Source organism: Methylosinus sp. H3A, from assembly GCF_015709455.1.
Lineage (GTDB): Bacteria > Pseudomonadota > Alphaproteobacteria > Rhizobiales > Beijerinckiaceae > Methylosinus.
Genome location: NZ_JADNQW010000005.1, coordinates 2,413,598 through 2,437,279 on the forward strand (window position 1 = coordinate 2,413,598; position 23,682 = coordinate 2,437,279).

At 65.2% G+C, this 23,682-nt stretch carries 17 protein-coding genes; 5 read left to right on the forward strand and 12 right to left on the reverse strand.

Going from position 1 to position 23,682, the window contains the following annotated elements; translation table 11 throughout:
* The first annotated feature begins 45 nt into the window (after positions 1-45).
* Entirely contained in the window at positions 46-4,143 is a 4,098-nt protein-coding gene (locus IY145_RS14225) for a Pls/PosA family non-ribosomal peptide synthetase (RefSeq protein ID WP_196408806.1), read from the forward strand.
* Between the two features lie 84 nt (positions 4,144-4,227).
* Here IY145_RS14225 and IY145_RS14230 read toward each other — a convergent pair whose 3' ends face one another.
* Both IY145_RS14230 and IY145_RS14235 read right to left on the reverse strand, forming a co-directional pair.
* A complete protein-coding gene (locus IY145_RS14230) occupies positions 4,228-5,049 on the reverse strand; it encodes a DinB family protein (protein ID WP_196408807.1) in 822 nt (273 codons plus the stop codon).
* Positions 5,046-5,285, reverse strand: coding sequence for a CopG family ribbon-helix-helix protein (locus IY145_RS14235; RefSeq protein WP_196408808.1), 240 nt, complete (start codon positions 5,283-5,285; stop codon positions 5,046-5,048). The genes IY145_RS14230 and IY145_RS14235 overlap by 4 nt, the downstream gene beginning before the upstream one ends.
* A gap of 157 nt (positions 5,286-5,442) precedes the next feature.
* Here IY145_RS14235 and aroC point away from each other — a divergent pair, with 157 nt between their 5' ends.
* The 3 genes from aroC to IY145_RS14250 all read left to right on the forward strand — a co-directional run bounded on the left by aroC (position 5,443) and on the right by IY145_RS14250 (position 7,991).
* Entirely contained in the window at positions 5,443-6,531 is a 1,089-nt protein-coding gene (gene aroC, locus IY145_RS14240) for a chorismate synthase (RefSeq protein ID WP_196408809.1), read from the forward strand.
* A gap of 4 nt (positions 6,532-6,535) precedes the next feature.
* Positions 6,536-7,573, forward strand: coding sequence for a histone deacetylase family protein (locus IY145_RS14245; protein WP_246722034.1), 1,038 nt, complete (start codon positions 6,536-6,538; stop codon positions 7,571-7,573).
* A 106-nt stretch (positions 7,574-7,679) separates the two neighbouring features.
* Positions 7,680-7,991 (forward strand): hypothetical protein, encoded by a 312-nt coding sequence (locus IY145_RS14250; protein ID WP_196408810.1) that lies wholly within the window; start codon positions 7,680-7,682, stop codon positions 7,989-7,991.
* 1 nt (position 7,992) lies between these two features.
* On the opposite strand, the gene IY145_RS14255 is transcribed toward IY145_RS14250, so the two are convergent.
* Genes IY145_RS14255 through IY145_RS14265 form a run of 3 tightly spaced genes read right to left on the reverse strand, consistent with a single transcriptional unit; the run spans position 7,993 to position 11,717 of the window.
* Positions 7,993-8,745 (reverse strand): phosphodiester glycosidase family protein, encoded by a 753-nt coding sequence (locus IY145_RS14255; protein WP_196408811.1) that lies wholly within the window; start codon positions 8,743-8,745, stop codon positions 7,993-7,995.
* Positions 8,746-8,790: 45 nt separating this feature from the next.
* On the reverse strand, positions 8,791-9,363 hold the full coding sequence (locus IY145_RS14260) for a GNAT family N-acetyltransferase (protein ID WP_196408812.1): 573 nt from the start codon (positions 9,361-9,363) through the stop codon (positions 8,791-8,793).
* The gene (locus tag IY145_RS14265) at positions 9,360-11,717 is read right to left on the reverse strand and encodes an Orn/Lys/Arg decarboxylase N-terminal domain-containing protein (RefSeq protein WP_196408813.1); all 2,358 of its coding nucleotides are present in this window, start codon (positions 11,715-11,717) and stop codon (positions 9,360-9,362) included. Before IY145_RS14265 ends, IY145_RS14260 begins: the two co-directional genes overlap by 4 nt.
* Positions 11,718-11,902: 185 nt before the next feature.
* Here IY145_RS14265 and IY145_RS14270 point away from each other — a divergent pair, with 185 nt between their 5' ends.
* On the forward strand, positions 11,903-12,883 hold the full coding sequence (locus tag IY145_RS14270; protein WP_196408814.1) for an LLM class flavin-dependent oxidoreductase: 981 nt from the start codon (positions 11,903-11,905) through the stop codon (positions 12,881-12,883).
* A 27-nt stretch (positions 12,884-12,910) separates the two neighbouring features.
* Here the strand turns inward: IY145_RS14270 and IY145_RS14275 are convergent, their stop codons facing one another.
* The 7 genes from IY145_RS14275 to IY145_RS14305 all read right to left on the reverse strand — a co-directional run bounded on the left by IY145_RS14275 (position 12,911) and on the right by IY145_RS14305 (position 23,677).
* The gene (locus IY145_RS14275) at positions 12,911-15,397 is read right to left on the reverse strand and encodes a TonB-dependent receptor (protein ID WP_196408815.1); all 2,487 of its coding nucleotides are present in this window, start codon (positions 15,395-15,397) and stop codon (positions 12,911-12,913) included.
* A gap of 167 nt (positions 15,398-15,564) precedes the next feature.
* Positions 15,565-16,557 carry a FecR family protein gene (locus IY145_RS14280; protein WP_312030592.1) on the reverse strand — a complete coding sequence of 331 codons (993 nt, stop codon included), beginning with the start codon at positions 16,555-16,557 and terminating at the stop codon, positions 15,565-15,567.
* Positions 16,558-16,746: 189 nt separating this feature from the next.
* Positions 16,747-17,247, reverse strand: coding sequence for an RNA polymerase sigma factor (locus IY145_RS14285; protein ID WP_196408816.1), 501 nt, complete (start codon positions 17,245-17,247; stop codon positions 16,747-16,749).
* A gap of 108 nt (positions 17,248-17,355) precedes the next feature.
* Positions 17,356-17,757 carry a DUF2946 family protein gene (locus IY145_RS14290; protein WP_196408817.1) on the reverse strand — a complete coding sequence of 134 codons (402 nt, stop codon included), beginning with the start codon at positions 17,755-17,757 and terminating at the stop codon, positions 17,356-17,358.
* Between the two features lie 75 nt (positions 17,758-17,832).
* Complete coding sequence (locus tag IY145_RS14295; RefSeq protein WP_196408818.1) at positions 17,833-19,437, reverse strand: response regulator; 1,605 nt, start codon at positions 19,435-19,437, stop codon at positions 17,833-17,835.
* A complete protein-coding gene (locus IY145_RS14300) occupies positions 19,434-20,264 on the reverse strand; it encodes a protein-glutamate O-methyltransferase CheR (protein ID WP_246722036.1) in 831 nt (276 codons plus the stop codon). Before IY145_RS14300 ends, IY145_RS14295 begins: the two co-directional genes overlap by 4 nt.
* Positions 20,261-23,677 (reverse strand): response regulator, encoded by a 3,417-nt coding sequence (locus IY145_RS14305; RefSeq protein ID WP_196408820.1) that lies wholly within the window; start codon positions 23,675-23,677, stop codon positions 20,261-20,263. The genes IY145_RS14300 and IY145_RS14305 overlap by 4 nt, the downstream gene beginning before the upstream one ends.
* Between the last annotated feature and the right edge of the window lie 5 nt (positions 23,678-23,682).

The following is a 23,682-nucleotide window of genomic DNA, read 5'->3' on the forward strand; positions in this document are numbered from 1 at the left end:
CTCTCATGCTAGATGAGCGCGGATTTCCCGCGGATATGTCACGCGATGAATGAGTTGAACCCCAATTTCGCGCAGAGCGCGCTTCTCGACGAGAAGAGGCCGATCGACGAGGACGAGCCTCGAACCGCGGCTGCGGGCGCCGTGCTGCGCGGCGCGGCCATGCCGCATCTGCTGCGCGACGAATTGCTCTGCGAGATTTTCGCCGCCCGCGTCGCGGCGACGCCCAATGGGCTCGCCATGGCGACTTTGGAGCGGCGCTTCACCTTTCGCGAGGTCGATGCGCAGGCCTCGGCCATCGCCTGCGGCCTTTCGGCGCGGGCCATCGGGCCGGGCGACGTCGTCGGCCTGTGGGGCGCGCGCGGCCCGGAGCTGCTGATCGCCCAGATCGCCATCGCCAAGACGGGCGCCGCCTGGCTGCCCTTCGACGCCGACGCGCCGGTCGACCGCATCGCCGTCTGCCTCGCCGACGCGGGCGCCAAGGCGCTGCTGACCTCCGCCGCCTTCGCCGCCAAGGCCGGCCCTTCCATCCCGGCGCCGACGCTCGTCGACGCGGAGATCGCGGTCGCCGGCGGCTCCTGCCCCGATCCGCGCGGGCTCGGCGCGACGGGGGATCATGCGGCCTATCTGATCTACACCTCCGGCTCGACGGGCACGCCCAAGGGCATCGTCGTCACGGCGCGCAACATCTGCCATTATCTGCGCTCGGCCAATGAGATCTACCGGATTTCCGCCTCCGATGTGGTGTTCCAGGGCGCCTCCGTCGCCTTCGATCTCTCCATGGAGGAAATCTGGATTCCCTATCTCGCCGGCGCGTCGCTCTTCGTCGCCACGCCCCAGATCATCGGCGAGACCGAGGCGCTTCCGGATATTCTGGAGGAGGCCGGCGTCACCGTGCTCGACACTGTGCCGACGCTGCTCTCCGCCATGCCGCGCGACGTCGCGACGCTGAAGACGATCGTTCTCGGCGGCGAGGCCTGCCCGCCCTCGGTGGCGGAGCGCTGGACCCGCATCGGCCGCACCATCTTCAACAGCTACGGCCCCACCGAGGCGACGGTCGTCGCCACTGTCTCGGAGGTCTGGCCGAATGAGAAAGTGACGATCGGCAAGCCGATCCCCAATTACAGCTGCTATGTCGTCGACGAAAATCTGGCGTTGCTGCCTCCGGGCGTCGAGGGCGAGCTGCTGATCGGCGGGCCCGGCGTCGCCAGAGGATATCTGCGCCGCGACGAGCTGACGGCCGAGAAATTCATCGCCAATCCTTATCCGTCGGACGGCTCCGATCCGATCCTCTATCGCTCCGGCGACGCGGTGGCGCTGGACGAGAACGGCGACCTCCATTTCCGCGGCCGCATCGACGATCAGGTGAAGATCAGAGGCTTCCGCGTCGAGCTCGGCGAGATCGAGTCCGCGCTCTCGCGCCTCGACCATATCCGCCAGGCGGCCGTGGTTCTGCGCAATGAGAATGGGCTGGACGAACTCGTCGCCTTTCTCGTCGGCGCGACGGCCGTGTCGCCGGACCCGCGCGACCTGCGCGCCAAGCTGCGCGAGTTTCTGCCTTCCTATATGGTTCCGGGCCGGTTCGAGGTCGTGACCTCGCTGCCGCGGCTTTCCTCCGGCAAGGTGGACCGCAAGGCGCTGAAGCGGGCGCCGCTGACCGCCCCGCTGATCGACACGGAGGCGCAGGAGGAGCCGCGCACCCAGACGGAGGCCGCGCTGCTCGACGCCGCCAAGCGCGTGCTGCCGCCCGGCGCCATCCCCTTCGACGCGGATTTCTTCACCGATCTCGGCGGCCATTCGCTGCTCGCGGCACGTTTCGTTTCCGTGGTGCGCGAGACCGCGCATCTCGCCTCGATCACGCTGCAGGACCTCTATTCCGAGCGCAATCTTCGCGCCCTCGCCGCGCATCTCGACGGCAAGGCGGCGCTCGCCGGGCCGCCGCGCGATCTTTCCTTCACGCCGCCGCCGCTGCTGCGGCGCTTCCTCTGCGGCCTCGCCCAGGCCGCCGCGCTGCCCTTCATCCTCGCCTTCGTCACCTCGCAATGGCTCGGCGTCTTCGTCTCCTATCAGCTGCTCACCTCGCCGGACGCGAATATCCTCGAGGAGGTGGCGGCGCTGCTCGGCGTCTATATGTGCGTCAACATCGCCACGGTGGCGGTGTCGATCATCGGTAAATGGCTGGTCATCGGCCGCACCAAGCCAGGACGCTATCCGCTGTGGGGCGTTTATTACTATCGCTGGTGGCTGGCGCAGCGGCTCATCGGCCTCACCCACGCCAAATGGTTCCAGTGCTCGCCCTTGATGCGCCTCTATCTCGCGGCGCTCGGCGCGAAGATCGGCGAGGACGCCATCATCGGCGAATTGGACGTCGGCGCGATCGATCTCGTCAGCATAGGCGATGGCGCGAGCCTCGGCTCCAAGCTGAAGCTCGCCAACGCCCGCGTCGTCGGAAACGAGCTCATCATCGGCACGATCGACATAGGCGCGGACGCCTATGTGGGCACATCCTGCGTCATCGAGGAGAATGTCATCATCGGCGAGGGCGGCGCGCTCGAGGATCTGACCTCGGTTCCCGCCGGCTCGCATATCGGCGCCTATGAGATTTGGGACGGGTCGCCGGCGCGCTATAAGGGCGATGTCGACGCCCGCACGCTCGATCCGCAATCGACGGCCTCGACGCCGCAACGGCTCGCCATGGGCTTCATGTTCACGGTCCTGGTGCTGGCGCTGCCGCCGCTCGGCCTGCTGCCGATCTTCCCGGCCTTCTGGGTGTTCGACCGTTTCGACAATTGGCTCGGCATAACCGATGTCGACCACGCCCTCTATCTCGCCGCCATCCCCGTATTCGCCTGGCCGACGGCTTTCGTGCTGGTGCTCGTCACCGTGGCCTTCATCGTGGCTTTCCGCTGGATCGTGCTGCCGCGCGTCTCGGAGGGGACCTATTCGGTGTGGTCCGGCTTCTATCTGCGCAAATGGGCGGTGGCGCTCGCCACCGAGGTGACGCTGGAGACGCTCTCCTCGCTGTTCGCCACGCTCTACATGCGCACCTGGTACCGGCTGATGGGCGCCAAGATCGGCAAGGATTCGGAGATTTCGACCAATCTCTCCGGCCGCTATGATCTCGTCGAGATCGGCGAGAAGTGCTTCATCGCCGATGAGGTGGTGCTCGGCGACGAGGATATGCGCCGCGGCTGGATGTATCTGAAAAAGGTGAAGACCGGCGCGCGCGTCTTCGTCGGCAATGACGCCGTGGTGCCGCCGGGCTCCGAAATTCCCAGCGGCGCGCTGATCGGCATCAAATCCAAGCCGCCGGCCAATAGCGAGCTCTCCGAGGGCGACACCTGGTTCGGCTCGCCGCCGATGAAGCTGCCGGTGCGCCAGACCTTCGACGGCGGCGGCGCCGCCTGGACCTATCAGCCGCCCTTCTGGAAAAAAGCGGCGCGCGCGGTCTATGAGGCGATCAACGTCTCGCTGCCGACCATGCTGTTCATCACCTTCGGCACTTGGGCGGTGGAGAGCTTCGGCCAAAAGCTCATCGACGGCGATTATTGGTCGGTGTTCTGGCTGTTCGTGCTCTCCTCGACGCTCATCTCGCTGGGCATGACGCTCGTCGTGGTGGCGGTGAAATGGTTGACCATGGGGCGCTACGAGCCGCAGGTGAAGCCCATGTGGTCCTTCTGGGCCATGCGCACCGAGGCCTGCGCCGTGCTCTATTGGGGCCTCGCCGGCAAAATCTTGCTCGAGCATTTGCGCGGCACGCCCTTCCTGCCCTGGATGCTGCGCCTGTTCGGCTCCAAATTCGGCAAGGGCGTGTTCATGGACATGACCGATATCACCGAATTCGACTGTGTGAGCGTCGGCGATTATGCGGCGCTAAATCAGGTCGCGGCGCTGCAGACTCATCTCTATGAGGACCGCGTGATGAAGGTCGGTCGCGTCGTGATCGGCCGCGGCGTGACCGTCGGCGCCGGCTCCACCGTGCTCTACGACACCCATGTCGGCGATTTCGCCCGGCTCGGCCCGCTCACCGTGGTGATGAAGGGTGAGAAGATTCCGGCGCATTCCGAATGGATCGGCGCGCCGGCGGAGCCGGCCGAGACGACGCCCGCTGTGGCGGAGGCGCGACGCGAGAGCAAGGCGGCGTGAGGCCGCTCATGAAGCGAGCCTCTAAGGCTCGCGGTCCGAGCGCCCCCTGGACTGCGAGCCTTAGAGGCTCGCATCGAACCCGCCTCACGACATGAAGATCAGATCCGTGTCCCGCGGCCGCGCGCCGGCCGCGGTCAGCATCGCATGGGCCTGCCCGCGATGATGGGTCTGATGGTTGAAGAGATGGACGATGACGAGCTTGCGCGGCTTGACGATGTCCAACTGCTTGGCTCCCGAATACCAGGAGAAATCGCCCTCGAGCGCCGCTTCGTCGAAGGCGTCCGCAAAGGCGATCAGTCGCGCGTCCATCGCTGCGCGCTCCGATTTCATGATCGTCCAATCGGCGCGGAAAGAGGCCGAGTCTTCTATCGACACATTCGGGTTCGGGTCGCCGGCGAGGCGGCTCATCCACATGGCGTCCGCCCAGAGCAGATGGCTCAGCGTGCCGTGGATCGATTTGAAGAAGGCGCCGCGATCGGCGCGGCGCGCTTCATCGGACAGCGTATCGGCCGCCGCATAGAGGCTCTCATTCTGCCAAGCGTTGTAGCGCGCCATTTTCTGCGCGAAGGCGGGGGTGATCATGCGGTCGGGTCCTTGTCGTCGCTCTGCTCCTGCCCGAGCTCGAATTCCCCAGGCCAGAGACGTGCGCCGTGGAAATATCGCTAGAATTTCCACCACCTCGGCGCGCACCCTATAGGGCGCCAGAAATGGCGTCCCGGCGATCACCAGCTCTCTGGTTTGCGGAACGCGGCCCGGCCGTCCGAGGCGAGGCGGCTGTGCGAGCGCATCGACGCGCTCGCAAATCCGAGCAATGAGCTTCGCGGCGGCGGCGGGATTGTCGCGCCAAACATAGTCGCCGATCTGTTCGAGATCGCGCAGCGCCGGCCTCGTCCAGAGCACCTTCATGACGGCGAAAGGAACTTCCTTCGCACCCGCGCCACTTCCTCGTCCGAGGCGAAATCGCCGCTGTCGGCGGCGGCGAGGCCTTCTATGATCTTTTCCAGCAGCCGAGCGTCGGATGCGACGAAATCTTCGACCGCGCGGGCGACGATCTCGTCACGAGAGCGCGAGGTCTTGCGCGCCATCTCGTCCAGAGCCGCGAGCGTCGGCTCGTCGAGCCGGACGGTGACTGAAGCGGTCATGAGAGCCAAGTCCTGACTGCGCTATATTCTCAGTGCAGAGACTAGACGAAAGAGTCGCTCGCTTCAACGCTCCGCCGCTCGACGAGCGCTCATTCATTTGACCCCGCGGCGGGGGGCGCCTACAACCGGCCCTCGGTATAAATGTGATCGGCGCTCCATGTCCCACAACAGCTTCGGCCATCTCTTCCGCATCACCACTTTCGGCGAGAGCCATGGGCCGGCGCTCGGCGTCGTCGTCGACGGCTGCCCGCCGGGGCTGGAACTGACGGAGGCCGAGATTCAGGTCTTTCTCGACAAGCGCAAGCCCGGCCAGTCGCGTTTCACCACGCAGCGGCAGGAGGCCGATGCGGTGAAAATCCTGTCCGGCGTTTTCGCCGATTCCGCCGGCCGGCAGGTCACGACCGGGACGCCGATCGCGCTTCTGATCGAGAACACCGACCAGCGCTCCAAGGACTATGGCGATATCGCCGAGAAATACCGTCCCGGCCACGCCGATTACGCCTATGACGCGAAATATGGAATTCGCGACTATCGCGGCGGCGGGCGCTCCTCGGCGCGCGAGACGGCCGCGCGCGTCGCCGCCGGCGCCGTGGCGCGCAAAGTGCTCGCCGGCGTCACCATCCGCGGCGCTCTGGTGCAGATCGGCCCGCATAAAATCGACCGCGCCCGCTTCGACTGGGCGGAGGTGGAGAAGAACCAGCTGTTCTGCCCCGATGCGGAGACTGCGAAGCTCTGGGCCGATTATCTCGACGGCGTGCGCAAATCGGGCTCGTCCATCGGCGCAGTTATAGAGGTGGTGGCGGAGGGCGTCCCCGCCGGCTGGGGCGCGCCCATCTACGGCAAGCTCGACTCCGATCTCGCCAGCGCCTTCATGTCGATCAATGCAGTGAAAGGCGTCGAAATCGGCGCGGGATTCGCCGCGGCCGAGCTCTCCGGCGAAGCCAATGCCGATGAGATGCGCGCCGGTCCGGACGGCAAGCCCGAGTTTCTCTCCAATCAGGCAGGCGGCGTGCTCGGCGGCATATCGACCGGCCAGCCCATCGTCGCGCGTTTCGCGGTGAAGCCCACCTCCTCGATCCTGACGCCGCGCCGCACGATCGACCGCAACGGCCAGGAGACAGAGATCGTCACCAAGGGCCGCCACGACCCTTGCGTCGGCATACGCGCCGTGCCGGTGGGCGAGGCGATGATGGCCATTGTGCTGGCCGACCATTTCCTGCGGCACAGGGGGCAGGTCGGCGGCTGAGCCGATGGTCGGACGAGCGCCGGCGTCATCCACCTTCACCCGTAGGCAGGCGCTTGCGTTAACGGCGGGGTTGGCGCTTTCGCCCGATTTCGTTGCGGCGGGCGGCGCCGAGCCGACGACCCTCCTCGTCACCCACGCATCCGGCCTCGCGCATGAGGTCGGGGCCGGCCGTCCCGACCAGCCCGAGCGGCTGCGCGCCATAGCCGTCGCCTTGGATGCGGATCGCTTCTCCGCGCTGCGTCGCGCGGAAGCGCCGGCCGCCTCGCGCGAGGCGATCCTCGCCGTCCATGCTCCGTCTCTGCTCGAGCGTCTCGAGAAAGCCGCGCCGCAAAGCGGGCTCGCGACTCTCGGCCCCGATATCGTCATGAGTCCCGGCTCGCTCGAGGCCGCGCTGCGCGCCGCCGGCGCCGCGACCTTTGCCGTCGACGCGGTGATGCGCGGCGCCGCCCGCAACGCTTTCGTCGCCATGCGTCCGCCAGGCCATCATGCGACGCGCGAGAGCGCCATGGGCTTCTGCTTCTTCAACAACGCCGCCATCGCGGCGCGTCACGCCATCGCCGCCCATGGCGTCGAGCGCGTCGCCATCGTCGATTTCGATGTGCATCACGGCAATGGTCTGCAGGAGATATTCTGGTCGCAGAAGAACATCCTCTATTGCTCCTCGCATCAATCGCCGCACTATCCCTTCACCGGCGCCGCGAGCGAGCGCGGCGCGCATGACAACATCGTCAACGCCCCGCTCGCCAAAGGCTCCGGCGGCAGAGAGTTCGCGCAGGCTTGGACGCAGGCGATTCTCCCGCGCCTCGACGATTTTGCGCCGGACATCCTCCTCATTTGCGCCGGTTTCGACGGGCATTTGCACGATCCTCTCGGCGGGTTGCGCCTGCATCGTCAGGACTTCGCCGAGCTTACGCTGCGCTTCGCAGAGATCGCCGCGCGCCGCTGTAGCGGGCGCATCGTCTCATTGCTCGAGGGCGGCTATCGGCCGGACGACCTCGCCGCCTGCGTCGCCGCTCATGTCGGCGCGCTGATGGGGGCGTGAGGCCGTCCCCGCCCGGCGCGTGCGCGGGCGCACATCAATGACGATCTCGATCATGGCATCACGGCCACAGAGACGCCGTGCACAAAATCTGTGAAGGGAGAGAACAATGGAACTCGGCAGGAACGAATGGAGCCAGGCCCGCGCGCAAATGATCGGCAAGCGCGCGCTCATCGGTCTCACCCGCGTGACGCCGCACGGCAAGGTGCTGCGTCAGATGTTCGGCACGATCGCCGCCATTGACGGAACCGGCGTCGACATAGAGCTCGAAGGCAAGGACGCCGGCCGCAAGGTCCGCCTGCCGCCGGACCTCGGCCGCTTCCGCATCGCCGGCCCCGGCGATTATCTGCTGTGGGAGACGGGCGAGATTCTCGCGGACCCCGATTTCGTCGGCGCCTTCACCGTCAACGAAGCGGCGTGAGTCATCGCGCCCGCTCGATGACGCCGACGATCGGCCCCATGGGGCGGAAGCGGTCGTGTCGCGACAGCGAAGGCGCATAGAGCGCCGAGATCGAGCCGTCGAGGAAGAGCGCGTCCGGACATTTCAAACGCTCGCGAAAGAGAGTCGCGAAAGCGTGGAATGTCACCGGCTGATTGGAGATGGCGAAGGCGACGATATGGCCGTCGCGCACGCCGACTCCATTGCGAATCTTCATCGACGTTCCGGTGTCGTGGATGCGCGGATTGATGCGTCCGCCGACAACGAGCATCGGCCCCGATTGCGTCGCATAGGCGGGATGCAGCCGCTCTTTGAGAAAGCGCTGCGTCTCCGTGACGCCGGCGCGCGCGCCCTCCACCCAGAAAATCCCATTGGGCTTCATATGGAAATTGCCGGCGCCCGAATGGGTATTGGCGCTTTTCTCCATATGGCCGCCTTCGACATAGAGTCCGATCGGCAGGCGCCGCTCGTCATACATTCCGGCGTTCATCGCGAAGAGAAGCTTTTCGCCCTTCTGCGCGAGCGCGGCGTCGAGCGCCGAGAAGGAGCCATAGACCTCGCCTTTCGCATCGGCGAGAAAGAGGCGAATGGAATCGCTGCGCGTGTCGAAGACGCAGATGGTGTAGCTCGCGCCCGCATCCTCCACATCCTGGCAAGGATTGCGCGACGCCGTGGCCGCGGGCGAGGCGAAGATGAGAAAGAGGGCGAAGGGCAGGAGGCGGTAAAGCGGAATCATGCGCCGATCATAGCATGATGCGCCGATTCGCTCGCGGGGGCGGCGTCAGCTGCGCGCATCGGGAGGCGTCGCCGCGCCGGGGCCGAGCGAGCGCTGCAAGATCACTGAATCCGTCCAGCGGCCGAATTTAAATCCGACGCCGGAGAGATATCCGGCCTGCCGAAAGCCGATCGCCTCATGCAGCTTCAGCGACGCCTCATTAGAGGCGTCGACATAGCCGATCATTTGCCGAAAGCCCGCCGCCGCGCAGGAATCGACGAGCGCTTGCAGCAGCAGCCGGCCGACGCCACGATGCAGATGGCGTGGATCGACATAGATCGAATGCTTGACGACATAGCGATAGGCGGGCCGCTTGCGGAAGGGCACGACATAGGCGTAGCCGACGACGGCGCGCTCATGCTCGGCGACGAGATGCGGCAGCCGATGATTGCCCATATTCTTGCGCCGGCGCTTCAAATCCTCTTTCTGCGGCGGCTCGTAGAGCGGCGCCTCTGAAGGATCGAGCCCCTTGCGCACATGCTGCAGATAGATCGCCAGCATGGCGTCGACGTCATCGTCGCGCGAGGGACGGACGAGAAGCGTCGTGCGCTCGGCCTGCGCGGCGAGAGGTGCGGTCATTCCTGCACCACATAAGTGTAGAGCCGCATCTTCGCCTCGCCGTTCCACTGCTTGTAGAGTCCCTGAATCTCATAATCGAAGCCGGGGAAGAGATTGGCGCTGCGCTCGAACATGCGCAGATAGTCGAGCATGGGCCGCGCTTTCTCGTCGAGCCGCTCGCCCGGAACGATCGTCGCAATGCCTGGCGGATAGATGACGAAAAGCGTCGTCGCTATGCGGCCGTCGATCTCGTCGATCGGCAGAAAATCCACCTCATTGCGCACGAGGCGGAGGTAAGCCTCGCGCGGCGTCATCACCATCTCGGGCAGATGCTCCTGCCGGAATTGCGCCTGTTGCAGAGCGCTGGCGTTGGCCTCCTTGAAGAAGCGATGCATGTCGGCGCAAAGATCGCGCAGCCGCACGCCCTTGTAGCGCGCGGCGCGGCGCGCGACGAATTCGGGGATGACGTCCTGCAGAAGCGCATTGTCGTCATGCAGGCGCTTGAAGGCCACGAGCGAGGAGACGAGCGTTCCCGCCTTGCTCGATTCGACGCCCGGCGTTAGCAGAAACAGCAGCGAGTTGAGGTCGTTCTTCTCCGGCACGATGCGATTCTCGCGCAAATATTGCGCGACGATCGGCGCCGGGATTCCATGATCGGCATAGGCGCCGCTCTCGCGATCGAAGCCCGGCGTCAGCAGAGTGAGCTTGGCCGGATCGGTGATCGCGAAGCCCGGCGCCATATTGGAGAATCCATGCCAGCGGGCGTCCGGCGCCAGCGCCCAGAAATCGGGATTGCGCGCGAGCTGATCGGTGGACACGCTCTCCCAGGGAACGCGATGCGCGCCGGATTCGCGCGCCGCGTCCGGTATCGAGACCCAATCGGGCGCGAAAGGATCGAAGAACCAGCGCCGCGCCGGATCCTGCTCCTTGGCCTCGAACTCGCGCCGCACCGCGCGCAGCTTCTTGCGCAGCTCTATGCCGAGCCGGATGGTGTCGTCCCACAACAGCTCGCCGGAGCGGCCCTTCATCATCTGCGCGCCGACATCCAATGAGGCGAACAGCGGATAGAAGGGCGAGGTGGAGGCGTGCTGCATGAAGCCTTCATTGAAGCGGCGATGCTCCACGCGCCGCCGCTGGCCTTTGATATGGCGGTCGCGCACATGAATTTGCGAGGCCTGCGAGAAGCTGGCGAGCTGCTTATGCGTCGATTGCGTCGCGACGATTCCGGGCGAGGCCTCGGTGAGGTTCTTCAGCCCCATCGCATAGCGCCGCTCATAGAGCGGATGAAACTTCATGAAGCCGGCCCAGGCTTCATCGAAGAGAATATAGTCGCACAAATGACCGATCTTTTGGACGATCCATTCGGCGTTATGGATGGTGCCGTCATAAGTGCATTGCTCGACGACGGCGGCGCGGAAGGGCCGCTCCTTGCGCCAGGCGTCCTTGTCCTTCACCAGAGGATTGGCGCGAATGCGCTCGCGCAATTTCTCCTCGTCGAAGGCCTCGTGATCGATCGGGCCGATGAGGCCATGCGCGTTGCGCGTCGTCGGCAAATAGATCGGCACGCCGCCGCCGAGCAGCAGCGCGCCATGATGCGCGGCCTTGTGGTTGTTGCGATCGAACAATACGAGGTCGCCCTCGGCGATCAGATTGGTGAGCACGACCTTGTTGGAAGTCGATGTGCCGTTGAGCACGAAATAGGTTTTTTCGGCGCCGAAAATTTCCGCCGCCGCTTTTTGCGCGGCGAGCGCCGGGCCTTCATGTGTCAACAGATCTCCGAGCTCTATGACGGAATTGTCGAGATCGTCGCGGAACACGGCTTCGCCCAAATGCTCCATGAAGATGCGGCCGATCGGGCTGCGGCTGTAGAAAATGCCGCCATTGTGGCCCGGGCAGGTCCAGAGCTGATTGCCCTCCTCGGCGTAATCGACCAGCGCGCCGAAGAAAGGCGTCTTCAGCGTCTCCGCATATTGCTTCAGGCGCGAGACGAGATTTTTGGCGATGAACTCCGGCGTCTCCTCGGCGAGGAAGACATAGCCGTCGATGAAATCCAACACCTCTACCGGAATATCCTCGAAGCGCTTGCGGCGAATGAGCAGCATGATCGGCATTTCGAGGCCGCGCTTGCGCATGAGATCGATGAGCGAAGCGGTCTTGCCTTCGAGCCCTTTCTTGCCCCAATCGACGACGAGGCAGCCGATGGCGGCGTCGGTCTGCACGACGATCTCGGCGTCCTCCACGCGGCGTGCGCGCACGACCTGGAAGCCCATGCTCTCGATCGCCGTGATGATCTGATTGACGCGCAGCCCCTCGAGGTCGTCGGCCTCGAAATTGGGCGCGGAGAAGAGGAAAGTGAAGCGACGGGAGAAGTCCATTCGAATCGGCCTGTGGCGCTGGCGGAGGAGAGGAGGAGTCGCGCACTCACAGCCTTGTTCGATGACACAATCATGACGGCGTTTCCCCGCTCGAAATTTGCGCAATCGGCCGCTTGCCGCCGGCGGGACCGCGGCCTAAGCTATGTAGATGGCCTATATAACGCGGCGGGGAGGGTCCGATCGACATGCGCATCGGCGTGTTCTGCACCTATGAAAATCCAGTCCGCGACTATAAGAGCTGCTTCGATGCGCAGACGCGCCTCGTGCGTCGCGCGGAGGAGGTGGGCTTCGAGGAGGCCTGGGTCGCCGAGCATCATTTCGACGATGACGCCGTCAGCCCGTCGATACTGACGCTGCTCGCCTATCTCGCCGGCGTCACCTCGCGCGTGCGGCTCGGCTCGGCCGCGGTGCTGCTCGCTTTCCGCAATCCGATTCAGGTGGCGGAGGATGTCGCGACGCTCGACGTGCTCTCCAATGGCCGTTTCGATTTCGGCGTCGCCAAGGGCGGGCCCTTTCCCGCGCAGAACAAGCATTTTCATGCCGCCAAGGACGAGACGCGCGATATCACGCTGGAGGCGCTCGAGCTGATCGAGCGTCTGCTCTATGAGGATCACGTCACCTTCTCCGGCGCGCATTTCCAGGTGGATGATCTCGCACTCTCACCCAAGCCGCTGCAAAAGCCGATCCCGACCTGGATCGCGACATCGACTCCGGCCGCGATCGAGCATGCGGCGCGCAATGGCTTCGGCTTGATGGCGGCCTCGCCGGCGCCGATCGCGAAGATCGAGCAGGCGGTGGCTGCTTATCGCGCGACCTTGCCGGGCGCCGATCCGCGTCTTGCTCTGGCGCGCTTCTATTACGCCGCCGAGACGCGCGAGCGCGCGCTCGACGAGGCGCTGCCCTTCATCGCGCGCTTCGCCGATCGCATGCGCGGCATTTTTCTCGCGCAGAATGCGCCGGCCTCATTCGATCCGGCGGAGCTCGTCGAGCGCTCGCTGATCGGCAGCTATGAGGAGATCGCCGAGAAGATCGTCGACATTCATCGCCGCCTCGGCGTGCGCTCGCTGCTGCTGAAGCCGGCGACGGCGAATGAGGCGCGCGCGCTCGCGAGCCTCGATGATTTCGCCGCGAAGATTCGCCCGCGGCTCGGCGCCGCGGGCGTTTGAGCGCGCGTCAGAACTCGACGCGCCGTCTCAGAACTCCACGCGCAGCGAGCCGAGGAAAGTGCGCGGCGTCCCGGTCTTGATATAGGTGCGATCCTGCGAGGCGGGATAATAGACCGTGTCGGTGATGTTCTTCACATTGATCTGCGCCGTCACGGTGAAATCGTCGATCTTCGTCGTATAGGAGATCATGCCATTGAGCAGCGCATAGCCCGGCAGCACATAGGAATTTGCGTTGTCGCCGAGCGCGCTGCCCGTCACCGTGAGGCCGGCGCCGAGGCTCAGCCCTTTGAAAGCGTCGTCGGCGTCATATTTCACCCAGAGATTGCCATAGTTGCGCGGGCTCGACGCCAGCACTTTGCCGGCCACAGCGAGATTGCTGTTGTAGACGGTGAGCGCATTGGCCGCGGAGCCCTCGACCGTGCGCACATCGTCATGGGTGTAGTTGGCGATGACGCTCCAATTGTCGTCGATGCGGCCGGTGAGGTCGAATTCGAAGCCCTGGCTGCGCGCTTTGCCGATCAGATAGGTGATGGTCGAATTGAGCGGATCGGCCGTCGGAATATTGGTCTTGGTGATGTCGAAATAGGCCATGGTCAGCGTGAGGCGCTTGTCGAAGAACTCCGCCTTGGCGCCTGCCTCCCATATCTCGCCGCGTTGCGGCGGCTGCGGCATGCTGTAATTGGTCGTGTTGTTGGAGCCGAAGGATTGCGCGAAATTGCCATAGACGGACATAAAGGGCAGCGGTTGATAGACGACGCCGACGCGCGGGCTGAAGGCAGAGGAATAGACGGTCTTGTAATTGCCGTAGCCGGTCAACCAATTGGAATTATAGCCGCCCGATGAGCTCACGGCGTTCCAATCATAGCGTCCGCCGAGCAGCACATGGACGCTGTCGTCGAAGAAGGAGATCATGTCCTGCCCATAGACGCCGGTCCATTGCTCGCCGGAATGCGCAAAGCCGCCGCCGCGCGGAACGTCGAGCGTGTAATAGTTGGGGGCATAGATGTTGATGGCGCTGATCGGCGTGATGATCTGGCTCTTCATACCCCAATAATTGCTGAGATAGTCGAAGCCGACCAGCACCGAATGGGATAGCGGCCCGGTCTCGAACTTGCCTTTGAGATCGAGATTGGTGGCGAAGGTGTTGTCCGTATTGCCGGGGAAATAGACGTAAGTGCGGCTCAGCACGCCGGTGATCTGATTAAAGCCGGCGCCGGCGACATTGCCATTGGTGGTGCCGAGGCTCGTATAGCTCAGCCGATTGGTGAGGCTCCAATCCTTCGATATGTCATAGGTCCAATCATAGGCGATGCGCTTCTTGTCGAAGTGATTTTTGAGATTGGTGGTGAGATAGGGCGCGGAGAGATAGCGGGAGATCGGAATATTCGCAGGATGATCATAGACCGCCGGCCGCAGCTCGTAATCATCGACCCAGGTCTTGTTCTGATATTCGAAATCGACATTGATGCGGAACTGCTCGATCGGCCGATAGGAGATCGTCGGCGCGACGAAGAAATTGCGATCGGTGACGAAATCGCGATAGGAATCGGTGCGATAATATTCGGCGTTCACGCGATAGAGCAGGGATTTGTCCGCCGTCAGCGGGCCGGTCGCGTCGATCGTCGTGCGCGTGCCGCCAAAGGATTTCACCTGCTCCTGTATCGAGTAATAGGGCGTCTCCAGAGGCCGTTTCACGACGAGATCGAGGAGGCCGCCCGGCTCGCTGCGTCCGAACAGCATGGCGGCCGGGCCTTTCAGCACGTCGATGGATTGCAGATTGGCCGTGTCGAGATATCGCGACCGAAGCTCGATCAGGCCGTTCTTATAGGTGCTCTGCGAGACGGAGAAGCCGCGGATCTTGTAGACGTCGAGAAGATTGGGAATCGGCGTCACGCCGGAGATATTGGTCAGCACGGCGTCGCCGACGGAGATGGCCTGCTGATCGTCCATCGTCTGGCGCGTGACCGCGCGCACCGATATCGGCGACTTCAGCAGCGGCGTGTCGGTCTTCAATGTCGTCGGCGCGCTCTCGGCCGTATAGCCCGTATGGCGGTCGCCGGGCCCTTTGGCGGCGCCGGATGCGCCGCTGGACTTCGGGCGCGCGGCGTCGGCGCCGACGTCGATCGTCGGCAGCGGTGTCGCGCCGCCGGCGTCATTCATCGTCGCGCGATCGTTCTGCGCCAGCACGATGGAGACGGCGCGGCCATTGTCGGAGAAGCGATAGGCGAGACCCGCTCCGTCGAGCAGACGGCTCAATCCCTCGCGCACCGAATAAGCGCCGGCGAGGCCGGGCGTCGTCAAACGCTGCGTGACGCGCGCGTCATAGGCGATGTGCAGCCCATTGACATAGGCGAAAGCGTTGAGCGCCGGCGCCATGGGGCCGCGTGGGATGTCATAGGCCTGCACCCAGCCGAGGCGCTCTTGCGCGGAGATCGAGGCCTGCGCCGGTGAATCGCCGGCGCCCGCGCCGATCGCCAGCGCGCCGAACGCCGTCATTGCGAGCGTCGATCCCACTCTCTTACCCTCGCCCTTGCTCGTTCCGCCGCTCCGAACAAACCGCTTCGCCATAGTCCGAGATCCCCTGCCGCGGGGCTCTGCGCCCCTTTATCGTGACCGACGCACGAGCGGGGCGGCGAGGAGGTCGCACGAAGAATAAATTTTCTCGCGCGACGGAGACAACGTCAGCTGTAGATAACGATGAGATAACTCGTCAGCGCGACCATGCGCAGGCCGAGCGCGGATTCGATCTCGCGCAGCGCCTCGACGGGATCATTGGCGCCGAACACGCCGGTCACGCGGCGCGTGGCGATCTGCGGATCGGCGAAGAAGACATGGCCGCGGTGATAGCGGCCGAGCGTCGCGACCACTTCACCGAGCGTGGCGTTCTCGAAGATGAGCGAGCCGTTGCGCCAGGCGGTGGCGCGGGTGAGATCGGCGTGCGAGGGCGGCAGCGCGGCGGCGCCCGGCGCATAGGCGCTCTGCTCGCCCTCGCCCACGGTGACGGCGCGACCGCCGCTCGCGACCGAGACCCGATGCTCGCCGACGGTGACGCGCGTCGTCTCCTGCTCGACAGAGACGTCGAAGGCGGTGCCAAGCGCCGTGACCGTTCCGCCCGAGGCCTCGACGACGAAGGGCCGCGCCGGATCGGGCGCGACCTCGAACCAGGCCTGGCCCGCGAGCAGAGCGACGCGCCGTTCGCCGCCCTCATAGCGCAGCGCTATGGCGGATCGCGCGTCCAGCTGGGCGTGCGAGCCGTCCGGCAAGGCGACCGATTTCGTGCCGCCGGGTCCAGCATAGACATCCGCTTGAATGAGCAGGGACAGATCGTCGAAAAAGGCGACGCCGAGAAAAAGCGCCGCCGCGGCGCCGAGGGCCGCCGCGAGCGGCCGACGCCGCGAGGCGCGCGCCGTCGCGCGATCGAAGCGCATCTCGGTCAGTCGGCCGAACATTTCCGAAATATCGCCGAAGGCGGCCCGATGCGCCGGGTCGGCCGCGAGCCATGCGTCGAATGCGCGCTGCTCGCGTCGCGACAGACGGCCCTCATTGCGGCGCATCAGCCAGTCGATCGCAGCGTCGCGCGCGCTGTTTTGGTCTTTCGGGCTCATCGAGACGACGCCGATTCCCTTGTCATGCGAGGCCGTGCCTTCCTTATGGTCGACGCGCGAGCTCGCCAAAAAGGAGGCTCGCGCCGGAAAATCTAGGCCTTTGTTTTGACGCGTTTCCAACGCCGAACCGGCATCCTCTTCGGCTGGAAACACACTCTAGAGTCATTCCGGTTCAGATTGAACCGGAATGACTCTAGATCTCCTTGTTCTGTCGTGTTTTCTTCACGCGAACCGGTTCCCACTTCGCTCGAAAACACTCTAGTCCAGCGCCGCGCGGCAGCGCTGGAAGGCGAGACGCACATGTTTCTGCGCCATATTGCGTGAAACGCCGAGTCGGCGCGCCACCTCGTCCAGCGGCAGCCGCTCGGAGAGATAGAGAATGAAGGCCTCGCGGCAGCGCGGCGGCAGCGCCTCCACGGCCTCCCGCAGCAGCCGGGTCTTCTCATCGGCTTCGAGGCGGGCGCCGGGCGCAGCCTCTTCCGAGGCTTTTTCTTCGGGCGGATCGCCGAATTCGAGGCAACCGGCCTCGATCCGGCGGCGGCGGGCGAAGTCGCGGCTGAGATTGACGGCGATCTGCTGCAGAAAGGCCGGCGGATCGGCGACAGTGTCGAATTCCGAGCGTCGGAGCGCGCGCACGAACGTCTCTTGCAGCAGGTCGGAGGCGTCCTCCGGGCCTACGCGGCGCCTCAGATAATTGAGCAGATCCCGCTTGTGGCGCAGGAACAGCTCGCGGAGGAAGTTGGATTTCTCGTCAAGCATGATCGGCTTCCGACGGCCTGTCTCTCCCGCCGGGCGCTGGCGCCCTGGCGGCTCGTCGTCGAGGCGTGGATGGGCGCGCGCGGCCGCGAGGGGCGCTGCGCGCGGCGATCAGCCGAGCGGCGGCGCGCGCGAGGACCAGGAGACGATGCGCCGAACCGGACGCAGCTCCGCATTTCCCACGGGCCGCGGGCCGGAGGCGGCGTCGCTGCGCGCCGGGGGCAGGGCGAGCATGGAGGCCGGAAGCCCCGCGCCGGACGATGCGGTGTCACAGCGCAGCGGGCATAGCGCGCAATGGCGGCACCTGTGGTCCAGCGTGTCGTGGGCCGGATGGACTCCGTCGGAGGAGGGCCGGCAGATTTCGCCCGATGCGACGGCGGCGGCGCTCGAGCGGTCGCGCGCGCGGCTCTCGCCCGGCAGAAGCGCCAGCGTCTGCAGAACGAACAGCAGCGCGATCACGCCCCTCGAAAAGGCGCGCGCGATCTGGCTGGAGCGAGGCCGCAAAATCTCCATTGTCCGAGGGTCGACAATCGAAGCGGAAGCGTCAAGGGGAAAAAGCGCCGCTCGCGCCGGCGGAGCCTCGCCCGCTCACGACTGTCCCGCGCTCGCGAGGAGCAGCCTCTGTATCGTCTCGAGCAGGCGCTCGACATCCGCCGGCTTGCCGAGCTGCGCGCTGTTCTGGAGCGGGATGCGGCCCGCCTCCGCGTCCGTGGGGCCGCCGCTCAGCACCAGCGCCGGCAGGTCGCGGTTGAGCAATTCGCGCAGCCGCCGCACGACGATGGGCCCATGGGCGCCGTTCGGCAGATGATAGTCTATGATGACCATGTCCGGTCGGGCGCGACGGGCGACCACGAGTTCCGTCGCCGCGTCGCCGTCCGCCGCCGAGAGCACCTCATGGCCCTCGGTCGTCAGCAGCAGCTCGAGCGAGTCGCGCACATCCGGGTCGTCGTCGACGACGAGGATCACGCCCACGCGGGATGTTCGCGGGCCGAAACCCATGCGAGCGCCGTCGCCGAAGGCGTCGCGGAGCTCGAAGGTGGGGCGGGTCTCGATCGCGCAGCGGCGCGGCAGCAGAATGCGAAAGCGCGTGCCGTGATCATCGTCCGATTCGTATTCGATCGTTCCGCCATGCGCCAGCACGATCTGCCGGCAGATGAACAGACCGAGCCCGAGCCCGCGCATGCGGTCGCCGCTGGTGAAGGGTTCGAACAGCGCGTCGCGGAGCGGGCCGGGCACGCCGCGTCCTTCGTTGCAGACATCGATCCTCAGCCAGTCGGCCGAGGCGCCGTCGACATGCAGCACGATCTCCGAGCCCGGCGGACTGTGCTCCACGGCGTTGCCGACGAGATTGGACAAGAGCTGAAGAATGCGGTCGACATCCCAGGCGCCCTGCATGTCGCCGTAGAAGTCGAGTCGAAGGGCGCCGTCGCGCCCGGCGAATTCATCGGCGATCTGCTCGACGATTCGCCGAAAATCCGCAGCGGCGGGCCGGATGGCGAGCCCGCTTCCCACTCGGATGCGCGTCAAATCGAGGATCTGCTCGATCATCCGCGCCATGCGGCCGCCGCTCTGGCGAATGACCTGCAGCGCCTTGCGCAGATTGTCGTCCTGCGCATGCGTCAGCGAGCGCTCGGCGGAGGTCAGAATGCTCTGCAGCGGGTTACGAAGATCGTGTCCCAGAATGCCGACGAACATCTCGCGCATATGCTCGATCTGCAGCAGCTGCTGGCGCTGCCGCTCGAGCGTGACGAAGACGTCGACCTTGCCGCGCAACACCTGCTGGTCGATCGGCTTGAACAGATAGTCGACGGCGCCGACCTCATAGCCTTTGAACATGCGGGCGACGTCCGGCGAATGCGCGGTCACGAAGACGATGGGCACATAGCGCGTCTTCTCGACGCCGCGCATCAGCGTCGCCAGCTCGAATCCATCCATTTCCGGCATATGCACGTCGATGATGGCGAGCGCGACGCTCCTGTCGAGGAGAATGTCGAGCGCGGCGCGACCCGATTGCGCGGTGACGATCTCGAATTCGTCGCAGCGGAGCATGGCCTCCATCGCGATCAGATTTTCCGCGAAATCGTCGACGATGAGCACGACAGGAAGCTTGGACGTGCGGCCGGCGTCGAAATTGGCCGTCGACGACCGCCGACGGCCGGACGGGTTCGAAGAGTTTTCGATCGCTCTCATCATTTCACCCGATAGATCTGCTCGTCAGTCGAAAGAATCTCGAGAGAAGACGCATGACGCGAAAAGGTGAGCGATTCATTCGGCCCGAGGCCGATGAAGCCGCGCGGACAGAGCGACTCGCGAAACAGGCCGATCGCGCGATCCTGCAACGCCCTGTCGAAATAGATGAGCACATTCCTGCAAGAGATGAGATGTATTTCCGCGAAGGCGGAGTCGGTCGCCAGACTATGGTCGCAGAACAAGATGCGCTGCTTCAGAAAGGGAACGATCGTCGCATATGCGCCGCGGGCGATGAAATAGTCGGAGAGCGTCGCGCGCCCGCCGGAGCCGTGATAATTCTCGGCGAATCCGCCCATGCGGAAGAGCTCGTAGGCGCCGGTCTGCGCGACCGCCATGCTCGTTTTGTCGATGTCGGTCGCATAGATGAGCGAACGTTCGAGCAGCCCCTCCTCATGCAGGAGAATGGCGATCGAATAGGCCTCTTCGCCCGTGCCGCAGCCCGCGATCCAGACGCGCAGGGACGGATAGGTCGCGAGATGCGGCGCGATCGTCTCGCGCAACCGGCGGAAATAGCCGGGATCGCGGAACAGATCGCTCACCTGGATGGTCAGATGGCGGAGCGCTTCCGCGAAGGCGCCTGTGTCATGGACGATGCGATCGAGCAGATCGGTGATCGTCGCGCATCGCAGCGCGATCTGCGCCCGCGCGACACTGCGTCGCAGCGAGGAGCGCGCATAGCCGCGAAAGTCGTGCTGGTAGAGCCGGTAGATGGCCTCGAGCAAGAGGTCCAGCTCGATCTCGGTTTTTTCGTCGGCGTCGAGAGCGATCATTTCGGCATCCATATGCGGATCAGCGACAAGAGCTTCTCCACGTCGATCGGTTTGGAAATATAATCATTGGCGCCGGCCGCGAGGCATTGCTCCCTGTCGTCGGGCATGGCCTTGGCCGTCAGCGCGATGATCGGCAGCGCGGCTTTCGCTTCGCGCTCGCGGATCGCGCGCATCGCGGTGAGACCGTCCATCTCCGGCATCATCAGATCCATCAGAACGAGGTCGATCGCCGGATCGTGATCGATGCGCTCCAGCGCCTCCCTGCCATTGCGGGCGATCTGCACCGCGACGCCCTCGCGCTCGAGCACGGCGGTCAGTGAGAATATATTGCGCACGTCGTCCTCGACCAGCAGCAGGCGGCGGCCGTCGAGAACATTGTCGCGGCTGCGCGCGATCTCGAGCATATGCTGCTGCTCGGGCGACAATTTCGATTCCGCCTGATGCAGGAAGAGCGTCGTCTCCTCGATGAGGCGCTCCGGCGAGCGCGCGCCTTTGACGATGATGGATTTCGACAGACGCCGCAGCTTCTGCTCCTCGTCGATGCTGAGCGAGCGCGCCGTATAGACGATCACCGGCGGCGCGGCGCGTATTTCGTCGCGGCTCACGCGCTCCAGGAATTCGAAGCCGCTCACGCCCGGCAGCATGAGGTCCAGAACGACGCAGTCGAAGGGCCGGTCGGCGATCTCGCGCAAGGCCTCCTCGGCGGTCGCGACGGCGACGATCTCCACATCGGCGGCGGACAAGAGGTCGATCAGCGCGGCGCGCTGGACGCCCTCGTCCTCCACGATCAGGATCGCCTTCTTGTCGCGCGCGAGCCGCTCCTCGAGCAGGCGGAAGGCCGAGACGATCTGTTCGCGCTTGGCGGGCTTCAATATATAGCCGACGGCGCCCATCTCCAGCGCCACCTTCTGATAATCATGCACAGACACCACATGGATCGGCGTGTGGCGGATCGCGGGATCGCGCTTCAACAGCTCGAGCACGGTGAGGCCCGACTGGTCCGGAAGCCCGATGTCGAGCACCACGGCCTCTGGACGGAATTGTCGCGCCAGCAGCAGCGCGTCGCCGGCCGCGCCGGAGATGATGCATTTGAAGCCGAGCTCGCGCGCGAGGTCGCGGAGGATTTCCGCAAAGGCGGGGTCGTCCTCGACGATCAGCGCGACGCGGCGTGAATCGGTGACCGCGTCGCGGTCGTCGGCGATCCGCGCTGGTGGGCGCTCCACGGGTTGGGGCGGCGCCTCGTCGCGCTTTGCGACCGGCGCCGGCGCCGGCGCGCCATCCGCGCGCAACGGCAGCAGCAGAGTGAAGGCGCTGCCGCGTCCCGGCTCGCTATGCACCGTGAGCACGCCGCCCAGGAGCTCGGCGAATTCGCGCGAGATGGAGAGTCCGAGGCCCGTGCCGCCGAATTTCCGGTTGATTGCGCCATTGGCCTGACGAAAGACCTGGAAGATCGCCTCCTGCTGGTCGCCGGCTATGCCGATCCCCGTATCTTCCACGATGAAGGCGACCCGCTGCGAATCCTCCCGGCGAACGGCGAGGCGCACGCCGCCGCGCTCGGTGAATTTCACCGCATTGGCGAGAAGATTGGACAGTATCTGCTGAAGGCGCTGGCGATCGGTCTCGACCGTGTCGGGCGCGCCGGGCTCGACGACGACGGAGAATTGCAGCCGCCGCTCCGCCGCCAGCGGCTCGAACCGGCGCTCGAGATCGGCGACGAGCGGGGCGATCGCCGTCGGCTCCAAATCGATCTCGATCTTGCCGGCCTCGATCTTGGAGAGATCGAGAATATCATTGATGAGCACGAGCAGATCATTGCCCGCCGAATAGATGCTCTGCGCATATTTGATCTGCTCGGGCGCGAGATTGCCGTCTCTATTGTCGACGAGCAGCTTCGCCAGAATGAGCGAGCTGTTGAGCGGCGTGCGCAGCTCATGTGACATATTGGCGAGAAATTCCGATTTGTAGCGGCTCGTCCGCTCGAGCTCCGTGGCCTTCTGCCGTAGCGCGGCTTCGGTCGCGAGCAAATTCTCCTTCTGCAGCTCGAGCGCTCGCGTGTGCTCCTCCAGCGTGTCGTTGACCTGCCGCAGCTCCTCCTGCTGCGCTGTGAGTTCTTCCCCTTGCGCGCGCGATTCCTCTAGCAATTGCTCGATGCGCGCCCGCGCCTCCGCGGAGCCGATCGCCTGTCCGACGCCGCTCGAGACGAAATCGAGAAAATGGAGACGCCTTTCGCAGAAGGGCGCCAGCGCTCCGAGCTCGATGACGCCGCGCGTCTCGCCTTCGTGCAGCAGCGGAAAGATCACGAGATGGCGCGGCGGCGTCTCGCCGAGGCCCCAATGGATGTTGAGCCCATCCTCGGGAATGTCGGTCACCATGACGCGCCGCTTCTCCAGCGCGACCTGTCCCACGAGGCCCTCGCCGAGCCGCCATCGCTCGCGCATGCCGCCGGCCGCCGCGTAGGTTCCGGCGAGGCGCAGCGTCGCGCCGCCGTCCTCGGCGACATATTGCGCGCCGACTTGCGCGTTCAGCGCGCGGCAGAGCAGCGAGAGCACGCGATGCGCCAGCTCGCGCATCGTCGGATTGCCGCTCATCGCCTGGCCGAGCGCGGTCTCGTTCTCGGCGAGCCACATCTGGCGCTCGTTGCGCTCGGCGGCCTCGCGCAGCGCGCGGGTCATCGCCTGCAGCGATTTGCCGAGCTGATCCTTCTCGCTTCGCGGCGCCGGCTGCGCGGAATAATCGCCGCCGGCGATCGTCTCCATCTCTCCGGCGACGCCGCGCAGGCTGTCGACGAGATCATTGAGCGAAAGCCCCAGAATGTCGCCGGGGCCGGCGAGCTCGATGCGACGGTCGAGATCGCCCTCCGTCACCGCGCGCATCACGCTGGCGACATGATGCAGGCGCTCGCGATGGTCCTCGAGATTTTGCGCCGTGAGCGCGCCATAAGTGTCGACGACGATGGCCGAGTCGAAGGCGATCAGCTTGCGGACGGAAAGCGCGGCGGTGGCGTTCTCGCGCAGCCGCTCGTCAGCCTCTATCGCGCGGCGCAGCCATGCCGAGACGAATTCCATGGCGAGCAGATAGATCAGCAGGCCGAGCTCGATGCGTGCGTGCGTCCGCCCGATGACGCGGCGGCGCTCGACATAGGCGTCGTCGACCTCCGCGGCGAGAAAATCCGTCCAATAGTCCCTCTGCTGCGCCTTCACGCGCAGCAGCATGCGTGGATCGGCGAAGAAATGGGCGAAATCGGTGAAGCCGCGCAGCCAGGCGTAGAAATCCTCGATCAGCTCCGGCACGCGGGGCGAGAGCGTTGCGCCGACGAAGCGCACGTCGTCGAAGGTCGACTCGTCGAGCCCATGCGTCGCGCGCAGCGAGGCCTGGTCCACCAAGAAAATGGCGCTCGTCTCGCCGGGGGACATTATCG

Bases quoted from the DNA above. Each gene is read 5' to 3' on its own strand.
- IY145_RS14300 (WP_246722036.1), bottom strand. From the start codon at position 20,264: ATGATCGCTCTCGACGCCGACGAAAAAACCGAGATCGAGCTGGACCTC.
- IY145_RS14255 (WP_196408811.1), bottom strand. From the start codon at position 8,745: ATGATTCCGCTTTACCGCCTCCTGCCCTTCGCCCTCTTTCTCATCTTC.
- IY145_RS14270 (WP_196408814.1), top strand. From the start codon at position 11,903: ATGCGCATCGGCGTGTTCTGCACCTATGAAAATCCAGTCCGCGACTAT.
- IY145_RS14225 (WP_196408806.1), top strand. From the start codon at position 46: ATGAATGAGTTGAACCCCAATTTCGCGCAGAGCGCGCTTCTCGACGAG.
- IY145_RS14230 (WP_196408807.1), bottom strand. From the start codon at position 5,049: ATGAAGGTGCTCTGGACGAGGCCGGCGCTGCGCGATCTCGAACAGATC.
- IY145_RS14260 (WP_196408812.1), bottom strand. From the start codon at position 9,363: ATGACCGCACCTCTCGCCGCGCAGGCCGAGCGCACGACGCTTCTCGTC.
- IY145_RS14290 (WP_196408817.1), bottom strand. From the start codon at position 17,757: ATGGAGATTTTGCGGCCTCGCTCCAGCCAGATCGCGCGCGCCTTTTCG.
- IY145_RS14245 (WP_246722034.1), top strand. From the start codon at position 6,536: ATGGTCGGACGAGCGCCGGCGTCATCCACCTTCACCCGTAGGCAGGCG.
- IY145_RS14305 (WP_196408820.1), bottom strand. From the start codon at position 23,677: ATGTCCCCCGGCGAGACGAGCGCCATTTTCTTGGTGGACCAGGCCTCG.
- IY145_RS14250 (WP_196408810.1), top strand. From the start codon at position 7,680: ATGGAACTCGGCAGGAACGAATGGAGCCAGGCCCGCGCGCAAATGATC.
- IY145_RS14295 (WP_196408818.1), bottom strand. From the start codon at position 19,437: ATGATGAGAGCGATCGAAAACTCTTCGAACCCGTCCGGCCGTCGGCGG.
- IY145_RS14235 (WP_196408808.1), bottom strand. From the start codon at position 5,285: ATGACCGCTTCAGTCACCGTCCGGCTCGACGAGCCGACGCTCGCGGCT.
- IY145_RS14285 (WP_196408816.1), bottom strand. From the start codon at position 17,247: ATGCTTGACGAGAAATCCAACTTCCTCCGCGAGCTGTTCCTGCGCCAC.
- aroC (WP_196408809.1), top strand. From the start codon at position 5,443: ATGTCCCACAACAGCTTCGGCCATCTCTTCCGCATCACCACTTTCGGC.
- IY145_RS14265 (WP_196408813.1), bottom strand. From the start codon at position 11,717: ATGGACTTCTCCCGTCGCTTCACTTTCCTCTTCTCCGCGCCCAATTTC.